A 23,625-nucleotide genomic window follows, 5' to 3' on the forward strand; every position below is an offset into this window, starting at 1 on the left:
TCGGCGCGCAACAGGCTTGAAGACCTGTTGGAATTAAAAAAGGCGGTGGATTGCTCCACCGCCTTTTTCATGAATTCCGTGTCGGATTAGCTTGCAGCAACAGCAGCAGCAACAACGACCAGCAGGATCAGCGGCAGCAGAATGCCCTGCGACGAACCCTGAGTTTCTTCAACAACAACAGGTGCTTCAACAACCGGCTCATTCAGGTTGCCAGCATATGCAGTCGAAGCTGCTGCAGTCAGAGCTGCGGCGAGAACGAGTTTCTTCATATTAACCTCCAGAATTTGCACGGTTCCAATATCCGGAGCCGCACATCTAAGACTTACCTCGTAGTTTTTTCTAATCAGCATTAGAGCGGGAATGCAATTGCAACTTGACCTGTAAGCGGCTTCGCACATGAAAATGTCGTCATATTAGCAACACTTGCGTGCCAACCTTTGCCATCGAAAACAGCTCGGCGATGTCTTCGTTGAAAAGGCCGATACATCCATTCGACGATCTGCGACCAATTTTACGCGTATCATGGGTGCCGTGAATGCGATAATACTTCCAGCTCAGATATAAAGCGTGCGTTCCCAATGGGTTATCAGGACCCGGAGGAATATAGTCCGGCCATTCCGGATTTCGCTTTTTCATCGACGGCGTCGGAGACCAGCTCGGGCCTTCGACCTTGCGGATCACACTGGTGCGCCCGCGCCGGGTAAGGTCTTCGGTCAGCGGAACCGACGACGGGTACAATTTGTACACCGATTGATCATCCGACCAATAATGCAGCGCTCTTGAGACGGTATCGACCAATATGGCGCCATTTCTGGTGTTCGAGAAATACGGTTGCCAATCCAATGCCCGGAACCCGGATACGTTGCGGCGAACCGCTGGTTCGCTCTCGGGCGCGGGACGTAGCGGGTCGCCTGGGATATATTGCGCCAGTGCAGGTGTCGCCAGAGTGGCGATAGCCCCTGCTAGAAATCCCCTGCGGGTAGGCGAAAGAATGCGCTTTTTGACCATGACAACGGGTCCTGTGTTTTGGTGAAGTCTGAAATCAGAGGCATTCTATGGCCAGAATGCTTCAGTCGCAAACCAAACCGGCAGAATCACGCAAGTTGTGGCCATTGCGCGTTTGCTCAGAACAAGCAGGCACGCTATGCCCTGTTGTGATACAATAATCAGGTCGAACATGACGCGCATCGTTTCTTTACTGTTGATTTGCTTTGTCGCGCTTGCGGCATGTACCAACACTGGCTCAACCACCCTGGGGTCTGATGGTCGCCCATTGCCGACCGTATATAAGATCCGCGGCAATCCGGAAAAGCTGCAGTTCCGCATGCTAGATTCGGTCAATGCCTTGCGTCAGGCCCAGGGATTGCAGCCCGTACAGCTGAACGCACAGCTGAACGCAGCGGCGGCGACTCATTCGAAGGATATGTCGCGGCAGAACCGGCCCTGGCACTTTGGTTCAGACGGTTCATCACCGATCGACCGGGCAGCGCGTGTTGGCTATTTCGGCACGTTTCTGGGGGAAGCCATTTCCGAAACTTATGAGACCGAGACTGAAACGCTTGCCGCCTGGATGCAGGAACCCGGACCGAGGGCTGTCATAATGGACGCCAAAGCCACCCAAATGGGATTCGCCTGGCATCAGGAAGGCGGTGGTAAAATCTGGTGGACGCTGGAAATGGGAACCGGCGGCTGATCCGGCCAAACGGAAAGAAAAAAGCCCCCGGTTTTCGGGGGCTTTTTTGTTAATCAGGCGGCTTGCATAGACTGCGCCTCAGTCAGGATCGCATAGAGCTTTACCGGATCAGGGTTCGCCCGGAGCTTGGTGCAAACCGAAGTATCCCGCAATGTGCGAGACACCAGTGCCAGAGCTTTGAGGTGATCAACGCCCGCCTCTTCCGGTGCAAACAACGCGAAGGCAATGTCCACAGGCTGGCGATCAACCGAACCGAAATCGATCGGCTTCTCAAGCATGACAAAAACACCTGAAACCGAATCAAGATCGGGCAGGCGCGCATGTGGCAACGCCACACCATGGCCGACACCGGTCGGTCCAAGGCTTTCCCGCTCCAGCAGGAAATCAACCGCTTCCTGAGGATCGATACCCAGCGTCGCCGCGGCGACGTCACCGATTTCCTGAAACAGCCGCTTCTTGCTGGAAGCCGCGGACAAAACACGCACCGCTTCGGGCTTCAGTATGCTCGAAAGCTCCATGATCACGCTCCATGGCACGCACCCGCATCAGCGGGCGCGGCCCCGTATCCTTGCCTGTTACGGATCAATCCAGCCGATATTACCGTCATCGCGACGATAAACGACATTCAATCCGTCCTTGTTTTCATTTCTGAACACCAGTACTGGCGCACCGGCAAGTTCCATTTGCATAACGGCCTCTCCGACGCTCAAAGATGGGATTTTTGTTTCCATCTCGGCCACAATCATTGGCTGAAGCGATTCGGGTTCATCGGCCGACTCCGATTCGTTAGAAGCGAGGATATAAGAGGACGCCCCAAAGAGTTCAACCGGTTCGACCCGATCCTTGTGGTGGTCCTTCAGGCGACGCTTGTAACGACGCAACTGTTTTTCCATTTTATCACAGCATGCCTCAAATGCCGCGTAGATCTCGGTTGCATGGGCTTTGGCCTGAGCCGTCAGGCCAGTGGACAGGTGCACTGTTGTCTCGCATACATATTCATGCGCCGAACGGGAAAAGACGACGTTTGCATCCGTAGGCCGCTGCGCATATTTGCCCACGACCTCATTCAGTTCGGTCTGCACGTGTGTCTGTAACGCCGCACCGATGTCGATCTGTTTTCCGCTGATTTGGTAACGCATGTGATCTCCTTCACAATTCACACCCATTCTGACGCCGCGAAACGCGACGAGCTTGTTTTTATCGGGTGGGGGGTCGAGACATTTTCCGCGGTTGCCTTGTTTCCAGCCCTTCGAAGAAGGGACATCGAGATCCAGACTGGAGCCGGGTAAATGCCATAAGCCAATTGAGGCAAGAGACGAGGGAAGAGTCAATCAAAACAGATGTGTATATACGCGATTTCCGCCATGCAATTGGCACAACTCCGCGCAAGATTATGAAATGCGGAAATTCTCGCCCAGATAGACGCGGCGCACATTCTCGTTTTCGACAACCTCATCAGGTGTGCCGGACATCAAAACCTGACCGTCATGCAGGATATAGGCCCGGTCGACAATTTCCAGCGTTTCCCTGACGTTGTGATCGGTGATCAGCACACCAATACCGCGTTTTTTCAGATCCGCGACCAGATGGCGAATATCCCCGACACTGATCGGGTCAACGCCTGCAAACGGTTCATCCAGCAGCAGGTATTTGGGGTCTGCGGCCAAACAGCGCGCGATCTCGACCCGGCGGCGCTCGCCGCCTGACAACGCTAATGCCGGGGCCCGGCGCAAGTGTTCGATCGAGAAGTCCGACAGCAGCTCTTCCAAACGCTCTTTGCGCTTATGCGCATGAGAGACCGTGATATCCAGAACGGCAGCAATGTTGTCCTCGACGCTCATGCCGCGAAAGATCGACATCTCCTGCGGTAGATAGCCGATCCCCATCCGCGCCCGCCGGTACATCGGCAAAGTAGTCACATTCTGGCCGTCTATCGTGACTTTTCCCGCCTCGGGGAATACAAGTCCCGCAACTGAATAAAACGTTGTGGTCTTACCTGACCCGTTCGGCCCCAGCAGCGCTACCACTTCGGACCGGCCCAACGTCATCGAGACATCGCGGATCACCGTCTTTTTTTTGTAGGACTTCCGCAGTTTTTCGATGCGCAGCCCGGAACTGCCCTCGGTCAGTTTCAGGTCGGGACGCGCCATCAGTTGTTTCCCTGCTGCAAGATCGTTTTGACCCGCCCGGTCATGGTCGCAGTGCCCGTAGTCAGGTTGGCGTTCATCTGATCGCCACTGATGATGCTGGGGCCCTGTGTCAGCAGGACATTGCCCTTCATGACAATCTCACCCGAACCGATCTTGTATTCAGCCCAGTCGCCTTCCGCTGCATCCGGCGGGCTGACCAGAACCACATTCTCGGTCGCTTCCATTCGCTCGATCGCCGAGCGTTCCTGATTGTAGATAACCAGCACACGTTCGGCTGTCAGGCGCATGTCACCCTGCACGACGATAACGTTCCCAATGAACTCGGCCGATCCGTCCTCTTGATTGACGTTCAGGGTTTCCGATGTCACCTCGACCGGCAGGCTCGGATCGGCATTCGCGGACCCAAAAGCCACCTGCGCCTCCTGCGCAATCACGGGCGCGGCGCCCGCGATCAACGCGAGGCACAAAGGAACAAATCGAAAATCGAACACAAGTTATCTTTCTGCTTTTTCAGGCTCGTATACCAGCTTCACACCATCTGTAAAAACAATATGGACTGGCCCGTCCGTTTTTTCAGTGCCAAAGGTCATACGCCCCGCAGAAAAGTTACCGATCGGACCGGTTCCGTTCACCTGCCCCGGCGTATCGCCCCGGACTTCGTCCAACGAGGTATTGAGCAGATCCGTCGTAACCTTGAGCCCATCCGCCGTGGTGATGACCACGTCACCAACAAAGGTAGCTGTTCCACTATCCGGACGGATCAGGCCGGAATTCGAATCCAGCGTAATTGTGCCGCCATTGAGCAGCCCAAATCGGCCGCGAAACTCGGACGCGGTCGGAACCGACGCCTCGGTGCCCTGCGTGGCTTGCACCGCCTCGATATGCACGGTCTCTCCCTTGCGGGTCGTTCCGCGGTAATCCGGCCGCGTTACCACCTGTTGTGCCAGTCTCTCATCAATGTCTTTCTGCGCGAAAGGCACGGAAACGTTTGTTTCGATGCTGCGGGACAGCAGGAATACCGTGGACAACATCACAATAGCCGCAAGCGGCAACAGCACCTTCAGGAACTGCACCATGCGGGAATATCTGTCCACTTCAGCCTCCCTCAGCCCAGACCGACGCGCAGGCAATCGTGGATGTGAAGCAGCCCCAAAGCCTGACCTGATGTCGCCTCGTCAACCACGAAGAGCGAGGTGATCTTACGGTCATTCATGATTGCTACCGCTTCTTCCGCCAACGCACCCGGGGATATGGTTGTGGGGTTGGGGGTCATGACCTGCTCGGTCGTTTTGTTCAGCAGCCCATCCATGTGGCGCCGCAAGTCACCGTCTGTAATGATCCCTGCCAATTGACCCTGCGGGTCTGTTACGCCAGCAACACCAAACCCCTTCTGGCTGATTTCGATCAGCGCATCGCTCATCGGAGTATGTGCCGCAACCAGAGGCAGGGCCTCTCCGACATGCATCAGATCCTGTACTGTGCTCAGCCGAGCACCCAGTTTGCCACCGGGATGGAAGGCACGGAAATCCTCGGGCCGGAAATCGCGGTATTTCATGAGGGCAATCGCCAGTGCATCCCCCATGGCAAGGGTCAGCGTTGTGGAGATCGACGGCACCATACCAAAACCGCAGGCCTCGCCCATCGACGGGATCAGAAGATGTACGTCGGCCTGTTTCATCAATGTGCTGTCAGGTTTGCTGGACAATCCAATCAGCGGAATGCCAAAGCGGCGCGTAAAGGCCAGCAGATTGGCAAGTTCCGGTGCCTCGCCCGAATTCGAAATCGCCAGAACCACATCACCCTTGGAGACCATGCCAAGATCACCATGGCTGGCCTCGGCCGGATGCACGAAATAGGCAGGCGTTCCGGTGCTGGCCAGCGTGGCCGCAATCTTGTGACCTATGTGGCCTGACTTGCCGATGCCGCTGATTATGATGCGCCCGGTGGCCTGAAGGATCAGCTGCACGGCTTCAGCAAAATGCGCGTCCAGACTGTCGGCAAGTACGTCCAGCGCGCGGGCTTCGTCAGTCACCACCTGACGGGCGGTTTTCAGGAATGCTTCGGTATCGGTCATGAGTGCGCAAAGATATCCGTTTCGGGCCAACCGGCGAGGTCCAGTTTCGCACGCATCGGCAGGAAGTCAAAACAGGCCTGCGCCATTTCAGTCCGGTCCTCGCGAACCAGACGAATGTTTAGCGCATCGCGCAGCTGATGCAGATAGAGTACGTCTGACGCAGCATAATCCAATTGAGCGTCTGTAAGTGAGACTGCGCCCCAGTCGCTCATCTGTTGCTGTTTGGAAATATCGACACCGATGAGTTCCTGACACAGGTTCTTGAGCCCGTGCCGGTCGGTATAGGTCCGCACCAGGCGGCTGGCGATCTTGGTGCAATAGACCGGCGCGGCCAGAGCACCAAAGGTATGGTACAGGGCGGCGATGTCGAAGCGCCCGAAATGGAACAGCTTCAGTACGTCAGGGTTTTCCAGCATGGCACATAGGTTCGGCGCCTCTGTCTGGCCTTTTTCCACCTGCACGATATGGCTGTTGCCGTCTCCACCCGACATCTGAATCACACACAAGCGGTCACGATGTGGGTTCAGACCCATGGTTTCACAGTCAATGGCCACAACGGGGCCCAGATCCAACCCGTCCGGCAGGTCGTTTTTGTACAAATGGTTCGCCACCCGATTATTCCTTTGTGCGATATCGCCTCCGAGATAGGCGGTTTGGTCCATAAACTCAACGCCGTCCAAAAGTCACGGGCAGATCCCCGCAACAGGATTGACAATATCCTCATGGGGGGGATAGGGATACATCATGACAAATTTACCCCGCGAGTCGCATCCGCATATCACGGCAAGGCTGAAACGGGCCCACGGGCATCTGGCAAAGGTCATTGCCATGCTTGAAGGTCAGGCGCCCTGTTCAGACATCGCCCAACAGCTGTTTGCCGTTGAAAAAGCGGTCACCAACGCCAAGCGCGCCTTGATCCATGATCACATCGACCATTGCCTGTCTTCTGATGGCGATAGCGGCGGGATCGAGGATTTTAAAGCCATCACGAAATACCTCTGAACCATGCTGAGCATTCTAAAAAACCGGACCTACCGCCACCTGTTTGCCGCCCAAATCGTCGCCCTGACCGGAACCGGGCTGGCCACAGTCGCGCTTGGGCTGCTGGCCTTTGATCTGGCCGGAGACGCTGCTGGCCTTGTGCTGGGCACCGCGCTGACAATCAAGATGGTGGCCTATGTCACCGTGGCCCCCCTGGCCGCCGCTTTTGCCGAACGGCTGGACCGTCGGAAAATGCTGGTTTTTCTGGACCTGATCCGCGCCGCAGTCGCCGTATGCCTGCCTTTCGTGACCGAGGTCTGGCAAATCTATGTGCTGATCTTCGTGCTCCAATCCGCCTCGGCCGGGTTCACGCCCGCCTTTCAGGCGACGATCCCGGACGTCTTACCAGATGAAAACGAGTATACCCGCGCTTTGTCTCTGTCACGTCTGGCCTACGACATGGAAAGCCTGCTGAGCCCGATGTTTGCCGCGGCACTTCTGTTGCTGGTCAGCTTCAACAGCCTGTTCTGGGGCACAGCGCTGGGGTTTGTTGCCTCGGCATTTCTGGTTGTCTCGGTCGCCCTGCCCTCGCCCAAGCCCAGCAAACCACGCGGAATCTATGACCGCACTACACGCGGAATTCGCATCTACCTGAAAACGCCCCGGCTGCGTGGGCTGCTTGCACTCAATTGGAGCGCGGCAGCGCTGAGTTCGATGGTGATCGTCAACACAGTGGTCATCGTGCGGGCCACGCTTGGCCTGTCCGAAAGCGCCGTGGCCATTGCACTGGCCGGATTTGGGGGCGGGTCGATGCTTGCGGCGTTCACTCTGCCCCGCCTGCTGGATCGGATCGAGGATCGCAAGGTTATGCTGTCCGGAGCCATTCTTGCGTCGGGCGCTATGGCCGTCGCCTCGGTTCTGACCGCGACGATCCCGCTTACGCTGGGTGTCCTTGCCGTTTTTTGGGCCTTTACCGGCTTTGGGTATTCTACAACCCTTACGCCTTCGGGTCGTTTGTTGACCCGTTCGGCCCATCCTGAAGACCGCCCCGCTGTCTTTGCTGCACAGTTTACTCTGTCGCATGGCTGCTGGTTGGTGCTTTATCCGCTGGCTGGGTGGATAATGACCGTCTATGGACCGACTGTCGCGCTCGGCAGTATGTCTATTCTGTCCATGACGGGTGTGATTGTAGCAGTCAGCCTTTGGCCGCGTGACGATCAGGAACCGGTTGTTCACAATCACCCCGATCTGCCGACCGATCATCCGCATCTGGCCGGGGTAGGCCCGCACGCGCACCCGATCATTATCGATGATCTGCACCCACGCATGCCGCGTGAGCCTTGAGAAAGGGCGTCAATCTGATCTAAACCCGGACTTGCCGCAAACCGGAGCCCCAATGGACCAGCTTGACCGTCGTATTATCGCCGCCCTGCAAGCCAATGCACGTGCCTCGACCACGCAGATCGCGGCCTCGCTGGGTGTGGCCCGCACGACTGTGCATGAACGGATCAGTCGGCTGGAACATCGCGGCGTAATCACGGGATACACCGTGCGCCTTGGGTCCACGGAAGACACGCCTAAAGTGCAGGTCATCGTTATGCTGGAAGTGCAGCAGAAGGAAACCAACCGAATCCTTAAACGGCTCGAGGCCTATCCCGAGGTCAAACTGTGCCTGTCGATCAATGGCGAATTCGATCTGATGCTGACCGCAGATGCCCCGAGGCTGGAGGATCTGGACATTCTGGTGGACGATCTGGCGAAGATCCCTGGCGTCCTGCGCACCAATACAAGCGTTGTTTTCGGGCGCAGGATCGACCGAAATTGAGGCCGCGATAACCCTCTGTAAACCGATCGGTGTCTAGCTTGGCCGGGAACACCAGAATCCCGGACCGGCAGAATGCCAATTCACAGAATACCGATTGCTTTCATGATACTGCATGTGCTGTTGGCGCAGGCGGGTACCGCCATGCACAATGTGCCAACAGGCGGGCTTTGTGATCAGGCCGCGCGCCGTGCATCACTGTCCGAAGATGTTCCGCTGGATGTACTGCGCGCCATAACACGCGTTGAAACCGGGCGAACAGTTGGCGGAATGTTGCAGCCCTGGCCCTGGACTATAAATGTCGAAGGCCAGGGGTATTGGTTCAAGTCCGAGGCCGAGGCCAAGGCCTATGTTTTCGATATTTTCAAAGCGGGCTCTCGTAGCTTTGACGTCGGGTGTTTTCAGGTCAATTATCGATGGCATGGCAATGCCTTCCGCTCGATCGATTCGATGTTCGATCCGGATGAAAATGCGACCTATGCTGCCCGCTTCCTGAAAGACCTTTATTTCGAGCTTGGTTCGTGGTCGGCTGCGGCCGGGGCCTACCATTCCCGCACGAATGCTCTGGCCAAGGCTTATCGTGGTCGGTTCCAGACAGTGATGGCCCAGTTGGACAACCCGTCCTCGTACGGGTTTTCTGGTAAGTCACTCGATCCATTCACAAGGGCCGCAGCGCCCTTGATTGCGATGCTAGTGGCCACACCCGCCACCACTGCCCTGGGCTCTCTGGTCCCGACCAATAGCACAACAACTGCATTCATCCCTTTCAATTAGGATACCTGCGTGCCCCAGTTTGACATCCGGCCCCTGTTTTCACCTACTGTCCTGTTGGCAGTGGCGCTGATGACCGTCATCGTCATGATGATCCTGCCCATGCCCGCCTGGGTGCTGGACGTCGGGCTAGCCGCCTCTTTCGCGCTTGCCATCCTGATTTTCACGCTGACGCTGTTCATCGAGCGTCCGTTGGATTTCTCATCCTTCCCAACGATTCTTTTGGCATCGCTGATGTTGCGCCTGTCGTTGAACGTCTCGTCAACCAAACTGATCATCGGTCAGGGGCATACCGGACCCAACGCAGCGGGTGACGTGATCGAAGGGTTCGCCAATTTCGTCATGGGCGGCAGCATCTTTCTGGGTCTTGTTGTATTCGGCGTGCTGCTGATCGTGAATTTCATGGTCATCACCAAAGGGGCCGCCCGTATGGCCGAGGTCGGTGCGCGCTTTGCCTTGGACGGGATGCCGGGCAAGCAACTTGCCATCGACAGCGACATGTCAGCCGGGGCCATCGACCATCAGCAAGCCAAGGATCGGCGGGAACGCGAACAGCAGGAGACAACGTTCTTCGGCTCGCTCGACGGTGCGTCGAAATTTGTCAAAGGTGATGCCGTTGCCGGTCTTCTGATCACTCTTTTGAACCTTGTTATGGGTTTGGTCATGGGGGTGATCGTGCACGGAATGCCGGTGTCTTCGGCGTTCGAGACATATGCAATCCTGACCGTCGGTGATGGTCTGGTCTCGCAGATCCCCGCTGTTATCATCTCGATTGCCTCTGCATTGCTGCTGGCGCGCGGCGGAACACAGGGTGCCACTGACAATGCCATTTTCTCCCAACTCGGGCGGCATCCGGCGGCGCTGTCTACCGTGGCAGTTCTGATGGTCCTGTTTGCGCTGGTGCCCGGCCTGCCTTTCCTGCCGTTCATCCTCGGTGCAGCTGTGCTTGGATATGCGGCCTACAGAATTCGGAAAAAGCAGAAAGAAACGGACCCGTCATTGCATTCGCAGGCGACCGAAACCGAGGTGCCTTTCTCGCAGGCTATTGGTGATATTCTGGATCTGGATGACGTGCACCTTGAATTCGCACCTGATCTGGTAAGTCTGGTGCTGAATCCCGGGACCGGGTTGGATGCCCGCATCGCCAATATGCGCACCTACGTGGCGTCCACCTTCGGATTGATCCTGCCCGAAATTCGTCTGACTGATCGAGCCGACCTGCCAACCGGAACCTATGTGATCAAGGTTCAGGGGGTCGAACAGGCGCGCGGCGTTCTGAACCCCGATCTGGTTCTGGCTCTGGTTCAGGACGGGTTCGATCTGTTGCCCGAAGGCAACGACGTGACAGAGCCGGTTTACGGCGCGCCTGCCCGTTGGATCCTGCCCAAACATCAGGAGGACGCGGCGTTGAACGGGGCCACCATAGTCTCACCGCCCGAGATCCTGGCAACGCATCTGCTTGAAATTATCAAACAAAACTTTTCACGCCTGCTGACCTTGAAATCCCTGCGCCGCCTCTTGACCGAAATGACCCGCCTGAGCGACCCGGTACGGGCTGAGGCAAACCGCAAGCTTCTGGATGAATTGATCCCCGACAAAGTTCCGATCGACACATTGCACGCCGTTCTACGACTACTTTTGGAGGAACGGGTTTCGATCCGGAACATGGCCCTGATCCTTGAAAGTGTGGCCCAGGCACGGCTGACAACCACCCAACCCGAAACCATTTGCGAATTGGTGCGCCAGCGTCTCGGATTTCAGCTGGTCGCAGACATGAAGCGCGAAGACGGTTCAATCCCGCTTATCCAACTGGCTCCCGAATGGGAGGAAACGTTCACCACCTATCAGGTCGACGCGCCCAGCGCCGGGTTGGATGTCGCACTGCCGCCGAACCTGTTTAACAAGCTGGCCGACGGCATGGTCAGCAGTATCGCCAGATCTGCTGATAACGGTCTGTTTCCTGCAGTCGTGACCTCGACCCGGCGACGCCGATTGTTGCGTACGATCATGTATGCGCGCGGCATTTCAAACCCGGTTCTTTCTTTTGAGGAGATCGGATTGGAAGCCAAACCCGCGCTGGTAGGAACTGTTCCCGCGTGATCGCTTTGCCGCCAGAGTTGTTGACGCAGCTGGCCGAACCGCTCTGGCAGGTCTTTGCGGTGTTTCTGCGCGTCTCTGCTTTGGTTTCACTGCTGCCCGCTTTCGGCGAGCGCAGCATTCCAACACGGATGAAACTGGGGATTTCCGTCGCCTTTACCCTGATCATTTTTCCGGCAACCCAACCTTTCGACCTGTCTCCCAGCCTCAGGACGCTGGGACGGTTGGTTGGGACAGAAATCCTGATTGGACTGGCGCTTGGAACAGGGTTGCGGCTGTTTGTTTTGGCGCTGCAAACCGCCGGATCCATTGCCGCGCAATCCACGTCATTGTCGCAATTGCTGGGTGCAGCGGCCGCTGATCCTGTTCCGGCGATGGGATATCTGCTGACGATCGCGGGGATAACGCTTGCCGTCATCATGGGCTTGCACGTTCGGGCCGCGCAATTCCTGATCCAGAGTTATGCTTTATTCCCCATGGGGTTGGCACCAAGCTCGGCAGACTTGTCCCATTGGGGTGTGCAACAAATCTCACGCAGCTTTGGTTTGGCCTTCTCGCTGGCAACGCCATTCGTTATCGCCTCGTTGATCTACAATCTTGCACTTGGGGTTATCAACCGGGCCATGCCGCAATTGATGGTCGCCTTTGTGGGCGCGCCAGCAATAACATTTGCCGGGCTGTTTCTGCTGTTTCCGGGCGCACCATTGATCGTCTCTGTTTGGTCTGACGCGCTGATTGCCTTCTTCATGAACCCGATCGGAGGCCAGCGATGAGCGGTGCCGATGACGACAGCGACAAGTCATACGAGCCGACGCCACAAAAGCTTCAGAAAGCCCGTGAAAAGGGTGAGGTTCCCAAGTCCAACGACTTGTCGGTTGTTGCGGCATATACCGGGCTGCTGGTCGCATTGTTGGCAGCAGGGCAGTACCCCGTCACGCAGCTGGGGAATCTGTTCATGGTCCTGATAGACCAATCCGACCAGATTGCGAACCTTCTGAACACCGGGCCTGCAACAGCGACGGTTGCCGGAATTCTGAGCGGCGCATTGCCACCCATTGCCGTGCTTTTCTGCCTGCCCGCGGTGGCCGTTCTGTTAAACCTGATTGCCCAGCGCTCACTGGTATTCGCCCCCAGCAAACTGAAGCCAAGGCTTTCGCGGATATCCCTTGTTTCGAATGCCAAAAACAAATTCGGGCGCGGTGGTTTGTTCGAGTTTGCCAAGAGTACAACCAAACTGGTGATTTACAGCCTGTGCCTCGCACTTTTCATCAAATCGAACTTGGTTGAAATTCTGTCTGCCAGCGCGGCCCCGGCAAAGTCATCCATACTGCTGATGATGAACCTGTTGTTTCGCTTCCTGTTCATTGTGGTAGCCATCGCCCTGGGCATCGGCGTTATCGACTTTCTGTGGCAATACGCCGAGCACATGCGCAAGAACCGCATGTCGCGCAAAGAGATCCAGGATGAAACTAAGGACGCCGAAGGCGACCCGTATGTAAAGCAACACCGCCGTCAACGTGCGCAGGAGATCGCCTCCAGCCAGATGATGGCAGATGTTCCGGGCGCGGATGTTGTTATCGTTAACCCCACCCATTTTGCCGTTGCACTGAAGTGGTCCAGGGCTACTGGCAGCGCACCTGTTTGTGTCGCCAAGGGTGTGGATGCAGTAGCCGCTTCAATCCGTTCTGCTGCGGCTCAGGCCGGCGTTCCGATCCGCTCGGATCCTCCGACGGCGCGTGCGCTTCACGCAACTGTCGACATCGGGCAGGAGATCGCCGAAGAACATTATCGCCCTGTTGCCGCTGCAATCAGGTTCGCCGAAGCGATGCGGAAACGTTCAAGGGAGCAGATCCGTTGAAGGACACTCAGTTAAGCGGGCTGGAAAAAATAGCCGACGTCGCTTTCCAGAAGCAATTTCAGACACTCCGCCCGATCCTCGAGGCCGAGGCCAGGATTCAGCACCAATTGGCGAAACTGGATCTTCAGCTTGACCAGATGCGCAAAGCCAGCGGGTTAATCGAAGGATATCAGATATCGGGGGCCGACATTCTTTGGAATGGCTGGGAATCTGCCACGCGCCGCACGTTGAATATGCGACTTGCCCAAACACGCGCTCAGAAACTTGCCGGTCTGGAAGCGCTCAGAATTGCATTTGGCCGCAAACAAGCCGTCGCAACCCTGCGGGAGCAGCAGCTGAAAAGCCATCGGCAGGCCGTCGTGCGAAAGCAAACCCGTTAATGCTGGCCGGATCCGCGCCGTGAAGCGACCTTCGTCAGGTATCTTGACGGTTCACGCTCATGATCAGCACTTTTGAAACATCTTCACCCAGTTCTTTTTTTGCCACTTCCAACAGGGACTTACGCAAGACATCCAGATTTCGGGATTCTGTGAAAGTCCCATCAAATCCCCCGGTATTTGCGTGATCAAACAGAACCTGAAGAAAGCCATCCCGCAGCTTGGGCTCAATGGAATAAAAAGTTTCTTCAATTGCTGTGTTCGCCTCAAGGCTGAGGGACAAAGTGACCATCGCTTCGATTTCGTCATCCCCAACCACCGGAACGACAAAATGTTTGGTCAACTTTAGATACCCATAAGCTGGCTTTTTTTCCTTGGACTTTTCAGACTTCTCGTGACCGGCCTTCTCTGCTTTTGCCACTTCTTTTTCGGCGGCTGTTTTGTCGGGCTTGCCCGAAGGTGACAGAAACAGCCCGGCACCGACACCCGCACCCAGGCCGACAATCAGGAAAACGACTGGAACCAATTTTGCAATCACGGTCGCACCTCAGAACGGCAAGAGTGAGTCAAGAACTTGCTGGCCGTATCGGGGTTGCTGAACATCCGTAATCTGACCTCTTCCACCATAAGACACTCGCGCCGAGGCGATCTTGTCGTAGGTAACTTCGTTTTGACGCGAGATATCCTGAGGACGCACATACCCGGCCACCAAAAGCTCGCGCAGCTCAAAATTGACCCGCAGTTCCTGCGAGCCGGAAATCGAAAGAACCCCGTTCGGCAGAACATCTAGGACCGTCGCGGCGACACGTAGCGTCAGTTTCTCGTTTCGCCTCACAGATCCCCGCCCGGAGCTTGAGGAATCCGCTTCGATTGACACAGCATCATCCAGCGATGCCCCGTCTGGTAGGTGCTTTTGTACGCGCTGGGGCAAGCCAAAGAGGCCAGGAACCTCAAGGTTTTCCGAGCCTGACCTGGACCGTCTGGTGTTGTTTGATATCTCAGCTTTTTCATCCAGCTCGATGACCACTGTCAGTATGTCACCTTTCTTGATCGCCCGCTGGTCGCCCAGCAACGATTGCTGCCCTCCGCTCCATAGAGATGAGCGGTCAACAGTGCGTTGTGGTTGCGTGTGCAAGGGCAGACCCGGCCACAGCATGGCAACCTGCTCGGGAGACTCTTCGCTTGGTGTAAAACTCGGCGGCTTGCCAAGATGATCCAGACGGCCACACGCGGCCAAAGACAAAGCTATAAGTAGAAGAATTTTCGACAGTCCGGTCATCACTTAACCTCGACTTGACCATCCGCGCGGATTTGGCCGGTTACTGTTGTTCTGGACGACAGGTTCATGACCCGGATGCGGTCCCCGGCAGCACCGCGTCCCAAGGCGCGGCCTTCCGCAGTTATCGACAAGGCTTGGCGGTCGAATATCAGGACGACCAGATCGTTGCGGTCAACGATGGCGGGGGGTCTTGCATCAGTGATTCGGATCGGCCGGCCTGGATAAAGTGCCACCCGCGCCTCTTGCCCGATCAGAAAATCAGGGTCAGCCACTGCGCCGGGGACATCCGTCGGGCTTGTTCTCAAATCCGCTGCGGAAATGATTTCCTTGGCCCGGATCGTGCGTGTTGGAACCACAATGTCAGCCTGCGCTGCAATTGGAGCCAGTAGTGCCAAGTATATGCCGAGTCCTCGCATCATCGCACCTGCGTTGTCGCGCTCATCATTTGATCCACTGCCGAGATGACTTTGGCATTCATCTCATAGCCGCGCTGCGCCTCGATAAGTTCGGTTACCTCGCGCACTGCATCGACTGAGCTGTCTTCTAGATAACCCTGCCGCAATGTGCCCAACCCATCACTTCCCGGAGTTCCCAGCACCGGGGCACCAGATGCCTCGGTCTCCTTGAACAGATTGCCGCCAATGGCTTCCAGCCCCTTGGCGTTCGAAAAGCTGGCAAGGACAAACTCACCCAGCAACTGCCCCTCGGGAGAGTCGTCGAAATATGCGTAGACCTCGCCCGCGGCATTGATTGAAATTGACCTTGCGTCGTCGGGAACGGTGAGTTCCGGCGAAACCGCATAACCGTCGGAGGTGACAATCAGACCCTCTGCCGACCGCTTGAGGCTGCCGTCACGTGTATACGCGGACTGACCGCTGGGCAGCGTGACTTCCAGATATCCGCGCCCCTCGATCGCCACATCCAGATCACTGCCGGTGGCTGACAAAGCACCTTGTTCCAGTTGCACGGTAACAGCTGCGGGCCGCACGCCAAGACCAAGTTGAATACCCGTTGGCAATACTGTTCCGTCCGAGGCGTTTACAGTTCCGGCGCGCGCCATCTGTTGATAATGCAAATCGGCAAATTCGGCCCGGCGGGCGTTGTAGCCGGTGGTGTTCATGTTTGCCAGGTTGTTCGAAATCGTCTCGACCCGCATCTGTTGCGCGGTCATTCCGGTGGCGGCAATTTTCAGGGCTCGCATGTCAAACTCTCCTTATACCGTTCAGCGCATCAGCGCCTTGAGCGCCCCGCGCACGCGTTCGTCTTCGCTGTCAAGAAAACTTTGCCCCAGCTCATACGCGCGCTGGATTTCCACCAAGCGGGTCACCTGCTGAATGGCATTGACGTTTGAACCTTCGAGAAAGCGATGCAAAACAACGGGTTCATCAACCGGGTCTATCGCACCGTTGGCACGAAACCGCGTATTTCCTTCGCGGACCAGCTCCTGCGGATCAGTAACATTGAAAACGCCCAACTGGCCCAGAAACTGGCCGTTGACACTCAACGTTCCATCACTGCCGACATCAATCGAAGCTGCATCGGGCGGGATAAAGACAGGGGCACCGTTGGCATCCAGAACGCGTGCGCCATCCATCGCAACCAGATCGCCTTCGGCGTTTGGCGAGAAGCTGCCCGCGCGCGTCAAACGGTTACCATCCGGGGTTTCAACCATGAAAAACCCGTCCCCTTCGAGGGCGAAATCAAACTGCCCTCCGGTTTCCGTAAGAACGCCTTGTTGCAACGATGTGTTACGCGCCTCTGCCCGGCTCATGGAGAGGGACGGATTGTTCGGCATGTCCCGCACGTATTCCGAAAACACCAGCCCTTGCTGGCGATATCCGGTCGTGTTGGCGTTTGCGATGTTATTCGCCACCAGCCGCATTTCATTCATCAGCCCGGACTGGCGGGACAGGGTGACGTAAGCCGTGTCCATCAGCGGCCTCCTGCAATCAAGGGAACAAGCGTTCCGGTAAAAAACGCAACAAGGGTCTGAGTCATGAACCCCATCGAAATCCAGAACACGACGACAATGGCGATCAATTTGGGAACGAAAGTCAGGGTCATCTCTTGAATCGAGGTCAGCGCCTGGAACAGACCGACAATCAGGCCAGAAACCAGCGCCACGGCAAGGATCGGGACGGATGTGATGACCGCAACCCACAACGCCTGACGAACGATGTCATAAAAAAGCCCTTCGCTGAGCATCGGGTCAGACCGGCATTCTTAGGATTTCCTGATAGGCTTCGACCACTTTGTTGCGGACGATCACCGCGGTTTCTACCGCCAGTTCAGTCTGGGCCAGCGCCTGAACAAGTGCATGGGGATCAGCCTGACCGATCATCGCAGACTGAGATATCTGTTCGCTGTGTCTCAGCGTGGTTGCAAAGTCCTGAAAGGTCGCCCTCAATCCTTGTGCCGCCCCGCTATGATCGGGATCGGCCTGTGTGGCAGAGCGTGCGCCGGCATAATTCTGCGCGGCGTTGAGTGATCGGATATCCATTCTGGTTGTCCTTATTTTCTGAGCAATTCCATCAGCGACGACGACATCTGCCGCGTCTGATCAAACATCTTTAGATTGGCCTCATAACTGCGCTGGGCTTCCCGGGCGTCCGCGATTTCAATCATCAAATCGACGTTGGAGCCTTGGTAGTGACCACTTTCATCTGCCAACGGATGACCGGGGTCGTAGATGCGGCTCAGCGAACGCTGATCAAGCGTCACGAGGCCGGCCTGTACCATGTCCCCACCGTTCTTCTGCACGGTTTCAAAGGGTACAGTCTTGCGCCGATAGCCGGGCGTGTCTGCGTTCGAGATGTTTTCGGACACATGCCGCAACCGTGCGGATTGCGCGCGCAGGGCACTGGCTGACGCAGCAAGGGAATGGGAAAAATCGCTCATACCTGCCGCCCCTTATCCGCGACCCAAACTGGTGCGCAGAACGTCCATCGAGGATTTGTAAATCGCCAGCGCTCGGTCATGTTGTCGTTTGACATCGACCGATTTCAGCATCTCTTCCTCAAGCGACACGCCATTGCCATTGGGATCGCCTGATGGGACAGCTTCAACCTCAGCCCAGTTTTGCGCACCCATACTGCCGTGCAGATGGCCCGGCCGCGTGGCTTCCATGGTCACGTCATGCCCGGTGGTTTCGAAAGCTTTCTGAAAGGCCTCGATATCGCGCGGTTGATAGCCCGGCGTATCCGCATTGGCCATGTTTCGCGCAATGATCGCCTGCCGTTGCCCTGCATGGGTTGCCATTGCGTACGCTGTCTTAAAGACGTTCAGGTCATAGAACATCGGGGCTTCTCCCTCGATCAATTTCAATCAAGGCTTAACCCCGATTCCTTTAGAAACCGTTTTCAGAACTCAGTTGGAGACCCCACGATGTCTGATCTCGACCCGGTACTTCTGAAACACGAGCTCGACAGGATGACCGCAGTCCGTCACGTGGGGCTGGTCACCGGCGTCGCACAGGGTCTGATCGAGATCGGTGGATTGAACACGCATGCCCGGGTCGGGGATTTGCTGACATTGCGGCGGCGCGTCGGGTCCGATCTTGCGGGCGAGGTGCTTCATGTCAGTGCTGGCCATATCAAAATGCTTCCCAATGCGGCGCCCGACGGCGTTAGCCTGGGGGATCGCGTCTACCTTGACCCATCACCGGATTTTGCACCAGGATTGCACTGGCTTGGACGAGTAATCGACCCCTTTGGCAGACCCTTGGATGGAAAGCCGTTGCTGAGCGGCCCGCAGACACGCGATATCATACAGGCCCCTCCACCAGCCGTGGCGCGCAAACCGTTGGGGCAGAGGATGGGCACCGGTTTGTCGGTTCTCAACACTGTGTTGCCCGTCGTGCGCGGTCAGCGGGTGGGGTTGTTCGCCGGGTCGGGTGTCGGAAAATCGACCCTGCTTTCCACACTGGCTAGGTCCATGCAGGCCGATGTCGTCGTAGTCGCGCTTATTGGCGAACGCGGACGCGAGGTGAATGAATTTGTCGCGCAGGCCATTGGCCCCGAAGCCATGAAACGCACGATCGTGGTGGCTGCCACCTCTGACCAGTCGGCGTTGGCGCGCAGGCGGTGCGCCTGGTCGGCCATGTCGATGGCTGAGTATCTGCGGGATCTGGGGCTGAACGTTCTTTTTTTGGCTGATTCTGTGACCCGCTTTGCCGAAGCGCATCGTGAAATTGCTGTTTCTATGGGGGAATCGCCGTCTTTGCGGGGATATCCACCCTCAGTCACACCCCTGATCGCCAGTCTTTGCGAACGCGCAGGCCCCGGAACGCAGGAACAGGGGGATATTACCGCAGTGTTCAGCGTTTTGGTGGCCGGTTCGGACATGGATGAACCCATCGCTGACATTCTGCGCGGCGTTTTGGACGGGCACATTGTGCTGAGCCGTAACATCGCCGAACGGGGACGTTTCCCGGCCATTGACGTCAGCAGATCAGTGTCGCGGAGCCTGCCAGGAGCCGCATCCGAGGCCGAGAACCAGATGATCACCGAAACCCGAAAACTCGTGGGCAGTTACGAGCAGTCCGAAGTGATGATCAAGGCCGGGCTGTATGCCGAAGGGTCTGACCCGCTGCTGGATCAGGCTGTTCGCATCCATGAGGAACTGGACGCCTTTTTTGCCAAACCAGAGTCTGAGGGAATCGAAAACAGTTTTGATCGCCTGTCATTGATACTGCGCCGTGCATCAATCAGCTTGCCACGCTAGGCGGAACTCTGAACAGTTTTAAGTATTAAGGCCACCTTAAGACCTGCTCTGCTAGGCAGATAGTCGGGTGATTATATAGGTGGTGGAGATGGGTGCGCAGACCAATGCGGCGCCAATCATCATCAAGAAGAAGCGTGTATCGGGTGGTGATGGTCACCACGGCGGGGCGTGGAAAGTTGCATATGCCGACTTTGTCACGGCCATGATGGCCTTCTTCATGTTGATGTGGCTGCTGAACGCGACAACTGAACAGCAACGCAAAGGATTGGCGGATTACTTCGCCCCGACAATCCCTCTGAGCCCCGAATCCGGCGGCGGAGACGGTGCCTTTGGCGGCGACAGTATGTTGTCGGAAAAGACGTTGCTGCGGGATGGTGCCGGGGCCAGCACCAAACACGCAACTGAATCCCGTCAGGCGCGCGGATCAACCGGTGTGAACGCCAACGGTGGTGGCAAAGGTGACACCGAAGACTTCTCGACGCTTGAAGCTCAGCTTTTGGGGCGAACCGGTGAAAGCGAGGTGTCAGATAAGCTTCTCAGGCATATCGTGACACGCGTCACCGACGAAGGATTCGTCGTTGAGCTATTCGATACGGATACCCAGCCATTGTTCGAATCCGGTTCCGAGAAACCAACCGGGATCATGCGGGCGCTTGCTTTGATCATAGCGCGTTCTTCGGATCTGGTGACCAACCCGATTGCAGTCACAGGCCATGTCAGCGCATCTCCTGTTGTGCAGGTTCGTAATACCGCCTGGGATCTGTCCACTGCCCGGGCGCAATCAGTCCGCCAGCTGTTACAGGACAAAGGCGTGGCGGCAAGCCGTATGGATCGCATCACAGGTCATGCTGACAGAAAACTCTTCACCGACAATCCGATGGCAGTTCGGAACAACCGAATCGAAGTGATATTTCTGCGTCGACCCTAAAGGATAGAACGCATTTTACCTGTTAGCGCGCTGTTAAGGGGCAGCGCGTTACCTGTTGCATCGAAGCTTGACGCAACAGAAGGGCGCGCCAATGACCATTTCCTCTTCGCTGAATGCCGGTGTGGCAGCGTTGAAGGCCAACGCCAACAGGCTGGCCACGATTTCCGACAATATCGCAAACTCTTCTACCTACGGATACAAACGGGTGGAAACTGACTTTCATTCGATGGTCACGTCTGGTCAGGGTGGCAGTTATTCGGCAGGGGGCGTGCGCACGACCAGCCAGCGCATGATTGACCAGCGCGGATCACTGGTGACCACCAGCAACTCTACCGATTTGGCAGTGCGCGGACGCGGCATGTTGCCGGTGCGATCCAGCTCGCAGGTCGGCTCAAATTCCAACGAGATGTTGCTGACGACCACAGGTTCCTTCCGGACCAATGACGAAGGATATCTGGTGACCGAATCCGGCCTTGTTCTATTGGGATGGCGTGCTGCGGCAGACGGGTCCATCCCGCCCGTTCCACGCGACACGCCCGCCGCGCTTGAACCAATTCAGTTGAGCGTCAATCAGTTGTCCGGTGCCCCGACGACAAAGATGAACCTGCGTATGAACCTTCCCGCAACGGCAACAGATGCGGGTGCGCCAGGTGACACACAGCCTTTGTCGGTCGAGTATTTCGACAATCTCGGAAAATCCGAAAGTATTGATATCCAACTGATCCCGACCGTTCCGGCAACCGGCAGCAGCAATGAATGGACCATGGTTCTACGCGACTCGGCATCTGGCGGCGCGGTTATCGGGGAATATACTTTGACCTTTACCGACAACCGAACAGCCGGGGGCACTCTGGCCAGCGTCACTCCTGTATCCGGCGGCGCTTACGATCCGGCAACCGGCAGTGTCATGGTCAACGTCGCTGGCGGCCCGATGGAGGTCAATATCGGGCTGATCGGCGATGCCGATGGCATTACTCAGCTATCCGATACATTCGCTCCGGTTTCAATCACGCGGGATGGCTCTGCCGTTGGTACGATGACCAGCGTTCAGGTCGATGAAAGTGGCTATGTCTATGCATTCTACGATACCGGTGTCAGCCGCCGAATGTTCCAGATCCCGCTGGCCGATGTTCCCAATCCCAACGGCCTGACGGCACTGGACAGTCAAACCTACGCGCCATCCCGCGAAAGCGGCACGTTCTTTCTGTGGAACGCGGGCGAAGGTCCAACCGGAGATATCGTTTCTTTCGCGCGCGAGGAATCCACCACGGATGTGGCAACCGAGCTGACATCACTGATCCAGACACAGCGCGCCTATTCATCCAGCGCCACGGTGATCCAGACGGTGGACGAGATGCTTCAGGAAACGACCAACTTGAAGCGCTGATCCAGGCACTGACCAAAGGAAAGGAGCGGCCTCATGAATATGTCGACAGCACTCAATAACGCATTGGGCGGGCTGACAGCGGCCAGTCGCGGGGCCGCTGTGGTGTCGGGGAATATCGCGAATGCCCTGACACCGGGCTATGCGCGCAGGTCCCTTGAACTGGCGACAAGCCCCATATCTGGCAATGGCGTGCGTACGGTTGGGGTGATCCGGCATCAGGATCCGGTTCTGACGGCCAACAGACGATCGTCAGACGCCGAGCTTGCCTTTCAATCCGCCATCTCAGATTTCCGTTCACGGTTCGAAAACCTTGTGGGAACAGCAGACGGCACGCCATCCCTTGCCAGCCGTATGTCTGCCTTGGAAAACAACTTCATCACCGCAGCCAGTCTCCCCGACTCGATCGAAAGACTTGATCAAGTGGCGCGCGCGGCGAGCGATCTTGCGGCAGAGCTGAATGCGGCTTCCGAAGGTGTGCGACAGGCACGCTCGGACGCGGACCGCAAGATAGGCGCTCAGATCGAAAGCCTGAACCTGGTTCTGAAAGACATCGAAATTTTGAACGCAAAGATTCCGGCCATTCAGAATTCCGGCGGAGATATCGGGGCCTTGCTGGATCAACGGCAAGTCCTGATCGATCAGGTCAATACCCTGATCCCGGTCAACGTTGTGCCACGCGCCAACGATCAGGTATCCCTCTATTCAGACGGCGGGTTGATACTTTTGGAGGGTAAGGCGTCCGAGTTCACCTTTTCCACGACCGGTGAAACGAAACCCCACATGACGGTTGCAAATGGTCTGCTGTCCGGATTGTCAATGAACGGCAATCCGGTGCGCACCAGCGGGGACACTGCGCAAGTCCGCGGTGGCGCATTGGCAGCGCAGTTTTCGGTCCGTGATGAATTGGCGGTTGAGGCACAGTTGCAGCTTGACACCGTTGCCCGCGATCTTATCGAACGATTTGAAACGCCGGGCTTGGATCCCACGGCACTTGCGACAGATCCCGGTTTGTTCACGGACAACGGAAATCGGTTCGACCCGATAACCATTGTCGGGCTGTCATCGCGCATTTCGCTGAATTCGGTTGCAGACCCCGACAACGGCGGCGACAGCTGGAAGCTCCGCGCCGGGCTGGGTGCCGCAACACCGGGCGATCCCGGACAAGCGTCGCAACTGCGTGCTTTCGGTGCCATTCTGAATGATGCGCGCACCGTACCTGGCGGGCTGTTTGGCACTGGAAACATGCGCGCCGCCGAGTTGACCGAGGCGCTTATATCGAAAGCCGGGGCGCAATCTCAAGCCGCGGAGCGGCGGAAGGCATTTGCCAGCAACAGCCAACAACAAATGTCACAGATTGAGGCCGAACAGGGCGTCGATACGGATCAGGAACTACAGCGCCTCATGCAGATCGAACAGACATACGCAGCAAACGCACGTGTCATCTCGGTTGTCGATGAGCTTATGGAAACGCTTCTGAGGTTATGAG

General features: G+C 56.8%; 31 protein-coding genes. 13 read left to right on the forward strand and 18 right to left on the reverse strand.

Translation table 11 applies throughout. The features are described from left to right. Positions 1 to 86: 86 nt before the first annotated feature. Both ACR0JI_RS13195 and ACR0JI_RS13200 read right to left on the reverse strand, forming a co-directional pair. Positions 87 to 269, reverse strand: a complete 183-nt coding sequence (locus tag ACR0JI_RS13195) for a hypothetical protein (RefSeq protein ID WP_480474781.1) — start codon at positions 267 to 269, stop codon at positions 87 to 89. Positions 270 to 408: 139 nt separating this feature from the next. Further along, positions 409 to 1,008: a L,D-transpeptidase gene (locus ACR0JI_RS13200; RefSeq protein WP_480494552.1), complete on the reverse strand. Its 600-nt coding sequence runs from the start codon at positions 1,006 to 1,008 to the stop codon at positions 409 to 411. Positions 1,009 to 1,177: 169 nt separating this feature from the next. Between ACR0JI_RS13200 and dalA the strand changes: the two genes are divergently transcribed. Next, positions 1,178 to 1,693 carry a divisome-associated lipoprotein DalA gene (gene dalA / locus ACR0JI_RS13205; protein ID WP_209507204.1) on the forward strand — a complete coding sequence of 172 codons (516 nt, stop codon included), beginning with the start codon at positions 1,178 to 1,180 and terminating at the stop codon, positions 1,691 to 1,693. A 53-nt stretch (positions 1,694 to 1,746) separates the two neighbouring features. Here dalA and ACR0JI_RS13210 read toward each other — a convergent pair whose 3' ends face one another. From ACR0JI_RS13210 to ACR0JI_RS13240, 7 genes are all read right to left on the reverse strand, one after another. Then, a complete protein-coding gene (locus ACR0JI_RS13210) occupies positions 1,747 to 2,211 on the reverse strand; it encodes a PTS sugar transporter subunit IIA (RefSeq protein WP_267363095.1) in 465 nt (154 codons plus the stop codon). Positions 2,212 to 2,268: 57 nt separating this feature from the next. Further along, positions 2,269 to 2,832, reverse strand: a complete 564-nt coding sequence (hpf, locus tag ACR0JI_RS13215; RefSeq protein WP_480474777.1) for a ribosome hibernation-promoting factor, HPF/YfiA family — start codon at positions 2,830 to 2,832, stop codon at positions 2,269 to 2,271. A 252-nt stretch (positions 2,833 to 3,084) separates the two neighbouring features. Further along, the gene (gene lptB / locus ACR0JI_RS13220; RefSeq protein WP_480474775.1) at positions 3,085 to 3,843 is read right to left on the reverse strand and encodes an LPS export ABC transporter ATP-binding protein; all 759 of its coding nucleotides are present in this window, start codon (positions 3,841 to 3,843) and stop codon (positions 3,085 to 3,087) included. Then, on the reverse strand, positions 3,843 to 4,334 hold the full coding sequence (locus ACR0JI_RS13225) for an LptA/OstA family protein (RefSeq protein ID WP_480494550.1): 492 nt from the start codon (positions 4,332 to 4,334) through the stop codon (positions 3,843 to 3,845). Before ACR0JI_RS13225 ends, lptB begins: the two co-directional genes overlap by 1 nt. Before the next feature lie 3 nt (positions 4,335 to 4,337). Continuing rightward, a complete protein-coding gene (gene lptC / locus ACR0JI_RS13230; RefSeq protein ID WP_267363092.1) occupies positions 4,338 to 4,937 on the reverse strand; it encodes an LPS export ABC transporter periplasmic protein LptC in 600 nt (199 codons plus the stop codon). A gap of 11 nt (positions 4,938 to 4,948) precedes the next feature. Then, a complete protein-coding gene (locus tag ACR0JI_RS13235; RefSeq protein ID WP_480494548.1) occupies positions 4,949 to 5,917 on the reverse strand; it encodes a KpsF/GutQ family sugar-phosphate isomerase in 969 nt (322 codons plus the stop codon). Beyond that, positions 5,914 to 6,528, reverse strand: coding sequence for a ribonuclease D (locus tag ACR0JI_RS13240; RefSeq protein ID WP_480474769.1), 615 nt, complete (start codon positions 6,526 to 6,528; stop codon positions 5,914 to 5,916). The genes ACR0JI_RS13235 and ACR0JI_RS13240 overlap by 4 nt, the downstream gene beginning before the upstream one ends. Positions 6,529 to 6,661: 133 nt before the next feature. Here ACR0JI_RS13240 and ACR0JI_RS13245 point away from each other — a divergent pair, with 133 nt between their 5' ends. From ACR0JI_RS13245 to ACR0JI_RS13280, 8 genes are all read left to right on the forward strand, one after another. Then, the gene (locus ACR0JI_RS13245; RefSeq protein WP_480474768.1) at positions 6,662 to 6,919 is read left to right on the forward strand and encodes a metal-sensing transcriptional repressor; all 258 of its coding nucleotides are present in this window, start codon (positions 6,662 to 6,664) and stop codon (positions 6,917 to 6,919) included. Positions 6,920 to 6,922: 3 nt separating this feature from the next. Then, the gene (locus tag ACR0JI_RS13250) at positions 6,923 to 8,242 is read left to right on the forward strand and encodes an MFS transporter (protein ID WP_480474767.1); all 1,320 of its coding nucleotides are present in this window, start codon (positions 6,923 to 6,925) and stop codon (positions 8,240 to 8,242) included. Between the two features lie 52 nt (positions 8,243 to 8,294). Further along, positions 8,295 to 8,723 (forward strand): Lrp/AsnC family transcriptional regulator, encoded by a 429-nt coding sequence (locus ACR0JI_RS13255; protein WP_480474766.1) that lies wholly within the window; start codon positions 8,295 to 8,297, stop codon positions 8,721 to 8,723. Between the two features lie 72 nt (positions 8,724 to 8,795). Next, entirely contained in the window at positions 8,796 to 9,494 is a 699-nt protein-coding gene (locus ACR0JI_RS13260; RefSeq protein WP_480494546.1) for a transglycosylase SLT domain-containing protein, read from the forward strand. A 69-nt stretch (positions 9,495 to 9,563) separates the two neighbouring features. Next, positions 9,564 to 11,591 carry a flagellar biosynthesis protein FlhA gene (flhA, locus tag ACR0JI_RS13265; protein ID WP_480476880.1) on the forward strand — a complete coding sequence of 676 codons (2,028 nt, stop codon included), beginning with the start codon at positions 9,564 to 9,566 and terminating at the stop codon, positions 11,589 to 11,591. After that, positions 11,588 to 12,361 (forward strand): flagellar biosynthetic protein FliR, encoded by a 774-nt coding sequence (locus ACR0JI_RS13270; protein ID WP_480494544.1) that lies wholly within the window; start codon positions 11,588 to 11,590, stop codon positions 12,359 to 12,361. The genes flhA and ACR0JI_RS13270 overlap by 4 nt, the downstream gene beginning before the upstream one ends. Continuing rightward, a complete protein-coding gene (locus tag ACR0JI_RS13275) occupies positions 12,358 to 13,446 on the forward strand; it encodes an EscU/YscU/HrcU family type III secretion system export apparatus switch protein (protein ID WP_480494542.1) in 1,089 nt (362 codons plus the stop codon). The genes ACR0JI_RS13270 and ACR0JI_RS13275 overlap by 4 nt, the downstream gene beginning before the upstream one ends. After that, positions 13,443 to 13,826 (forward strand): hypothetical protein, encoded by a 384-nt coding sequence (locus tag ACR0JI_RS13280; protein ID WP_480494540.1) that lies wholly within the window; start codon positions 13,443 to 13,445, stop codon positions 13,824 to 13,826. The genes ACR0JI_RS13275 and ACR0JI_RS13280 overlap by 4 nt, the downstream gene beginning before the upstream one ends. Positions 13,827 to 13,860: 34 nt before the next feature. Here the strand turns inward: ACR0JI_RS13280 and ACR0JI_RS13285 are convergent, their stop codons facing one another. The 9 genes from ACR0JI_RS13285 to ACR0JI_RS13325 are packed head-to-tail and all read right to left on the reverse strand — an operon-like array spanning position 13,861 to position 18,399. Continuing rightward, the gene (locus ACR0JI_RS13285) at positions 13,861 to 14,361 is read right to left on the reverse strand and encodes a flagellar basal body-associated protein FliL (RefSeq protein WP_480494538.1); all 501 of its coding nucleotides are present in this window, start codon (positions 14,359 to 14,361) and stop codon (positions 13,861 to 13,863) included. A gap of 9 nt (positions 14,362 to 14,370) precedes the next feature. Continuing rightward, on the reverse strand, positions 14,371 to 15,102 hold the full coding sequence (gene flgH / locus ACR0JI_RS13290; protein WP_480494536.1) for a flagellar basal body L-ring protein FlgH: 732 nt from the start codon (positions 15,100 to 15,102) through the stop codon (positions 14,371 to 14,373). Further along, the gene (gene flgA / locus ACR0JI_RS13295) at positions 15,102 to 15,518 is read right to left on the reverse strand and encodes a flagellar basal body P-ring formation chaperone FlgA (protein WP_480474755.1); all 417 of its coding nucleotides are present in this window, start codon (positions 15,516 to 15,518) and stop codon (positions 15,102 to 15,104) included. The genes flgH and flgA overlap by 1 nt, the downstream gene beginning before the upstream one ends. After that, entirely contained in the window at positions 15,518 to 16,303 is a 786-nt protein-coding gene (gene flgG, locus ACR0JI_RS13300; RefSeq protein ID WP_480474753.1) for a flagellar basal-body rod protein FlgG, read from the reverse strand. Before flgG ends, flgA begins: the two co-directional genes overlap by 1 nt. A gap of 21 nt (positions 16,304 to 16,324) precedes the next feature. Beyond that, positions 16,325 to 17,035 (reverse strand): flagellar hook-basal body complex protein, encoded by a 711-nt coding sequence (locus ACR0JI_RS13305; protein WP_480474751.1) that lies wholly within the window; start codon positions 17,033 to 17,035, stop codon positions 16,325 to 16,327. After that, on the reverse strand, positions 17,035 to 17,307 hold the full coding sequence (locus ACR0JI_RS13310) for a flagellar biosynthetic protein FliQ (RefSeq protein WP_480474749.1): 273 nt from the start codon (positions 17,305 to 17,307) through the stop codon (positions 17,035 to 17,037). Before ACR0JI_RS13310 ends, ACR0JI_RS13305 begins: the two co-directional genes overlap by 1 nt. A 4-nt stretch (positions 17,308 to 17,311) precedes the next feature. Beyond that, positions 17,312 to 17,602, reverse strand: coding sequence for a flagellar hook-basal body complex protein FliE (gene fliE, locus ACR0JI_RS13315; RefSeq protein WP_480474747.1), 291 nt, complete (start codon positions 17,600 to 17,602; stop codon positions 17,312 to 17,314). 11 nt (positions 17,603 to 17,613) lie between these two features. Further along, complete coding sequence (flgC, locus tag ACR0JI_RS13320) at positions 17,614 to 18,000, reverse strand: flagellar basal body rod protein FlgC (RefSeq protein WP_480474745.1); 387 nt, start codon at positions 17,998 to 18,000, stop codon at positions 17,614 to 17,616. Positions 18,001 to 18,012: 12 nt separating this feature from the next. Beyond that, complete coding sequence (locus ACR0JI_RS13325) at positions 18,013 to 18,399, reverse strand: FlgB family protein (protein WP_480474743.1); 387 nt, start codon at positions 18,397 to 18,399, stop codon at positions 18,013 to 18,015. An 87-nt stretch (positions 18,400 to 18,486) separates the two neighbouring features. Between ACR0JI_RS13325 and ACR0JI_RS13330 the strand changes: the two genes are divergently transcribed. From ACR0JI_RS13330 to flgK, 4 genes are all read left to right on the forward strand, one after another. Beyond that, positions 18,487 to 19,824 (forward strand): FliI/YscN family ATPase, encoded by a 1,338-nt coding sequence (locus ACR0JI_RS13330; RefSeq protein ID WP_480494533.1) that lies wholly within the window; start codon positions 18,487 to 18,489, stop codon positions 19,822 to 19,824. 88 nt (positions 19,825 to 19,912) lie between these two features. Continuing rightward, entirely contained in the window at positions 19,913 to 20,752 is an 840-nt protein-coding gene (locus tag ACR0JI_RS13335; protein ID WP_480494531.1) for an OmpA/MotB family protein, read from the forward strand. Positions 20,753 to 20,843: 91 nt separating this feature from the next. Beyond that, positions 20,844 to 22,139 carry a flagellar hook protein FlgE gene (locus ACR0JI_RS13340; protein ID WP_480474739.1) on the forward strand — a complete coding sequence of 432 codons (1,296 nt, stop codon included), beginning with the start codon at positions 20,844 to 20,846 and terminating at the stop codon, positions 22,137 to 22,139. Positions 22,140 to 22,172: 33 nt separating this feature from the next. After that, positions 22,173 to 23,624, forward strand: coding sequence for a flagellar hook-associated protein FlgK (gene flgK / locus ACR0JI_RS13345; RefSeq protein ID WP_480494529.1), 1,452 nt, complete (start codon positions 22,173 to 22,175; stop codon positions 23,622 to 23,624). Position 23,625: the final 1 nt, after the last annotated feature.

It is taken from the genome of Ruegeria sp. N10, assembly GCF_056531545.1.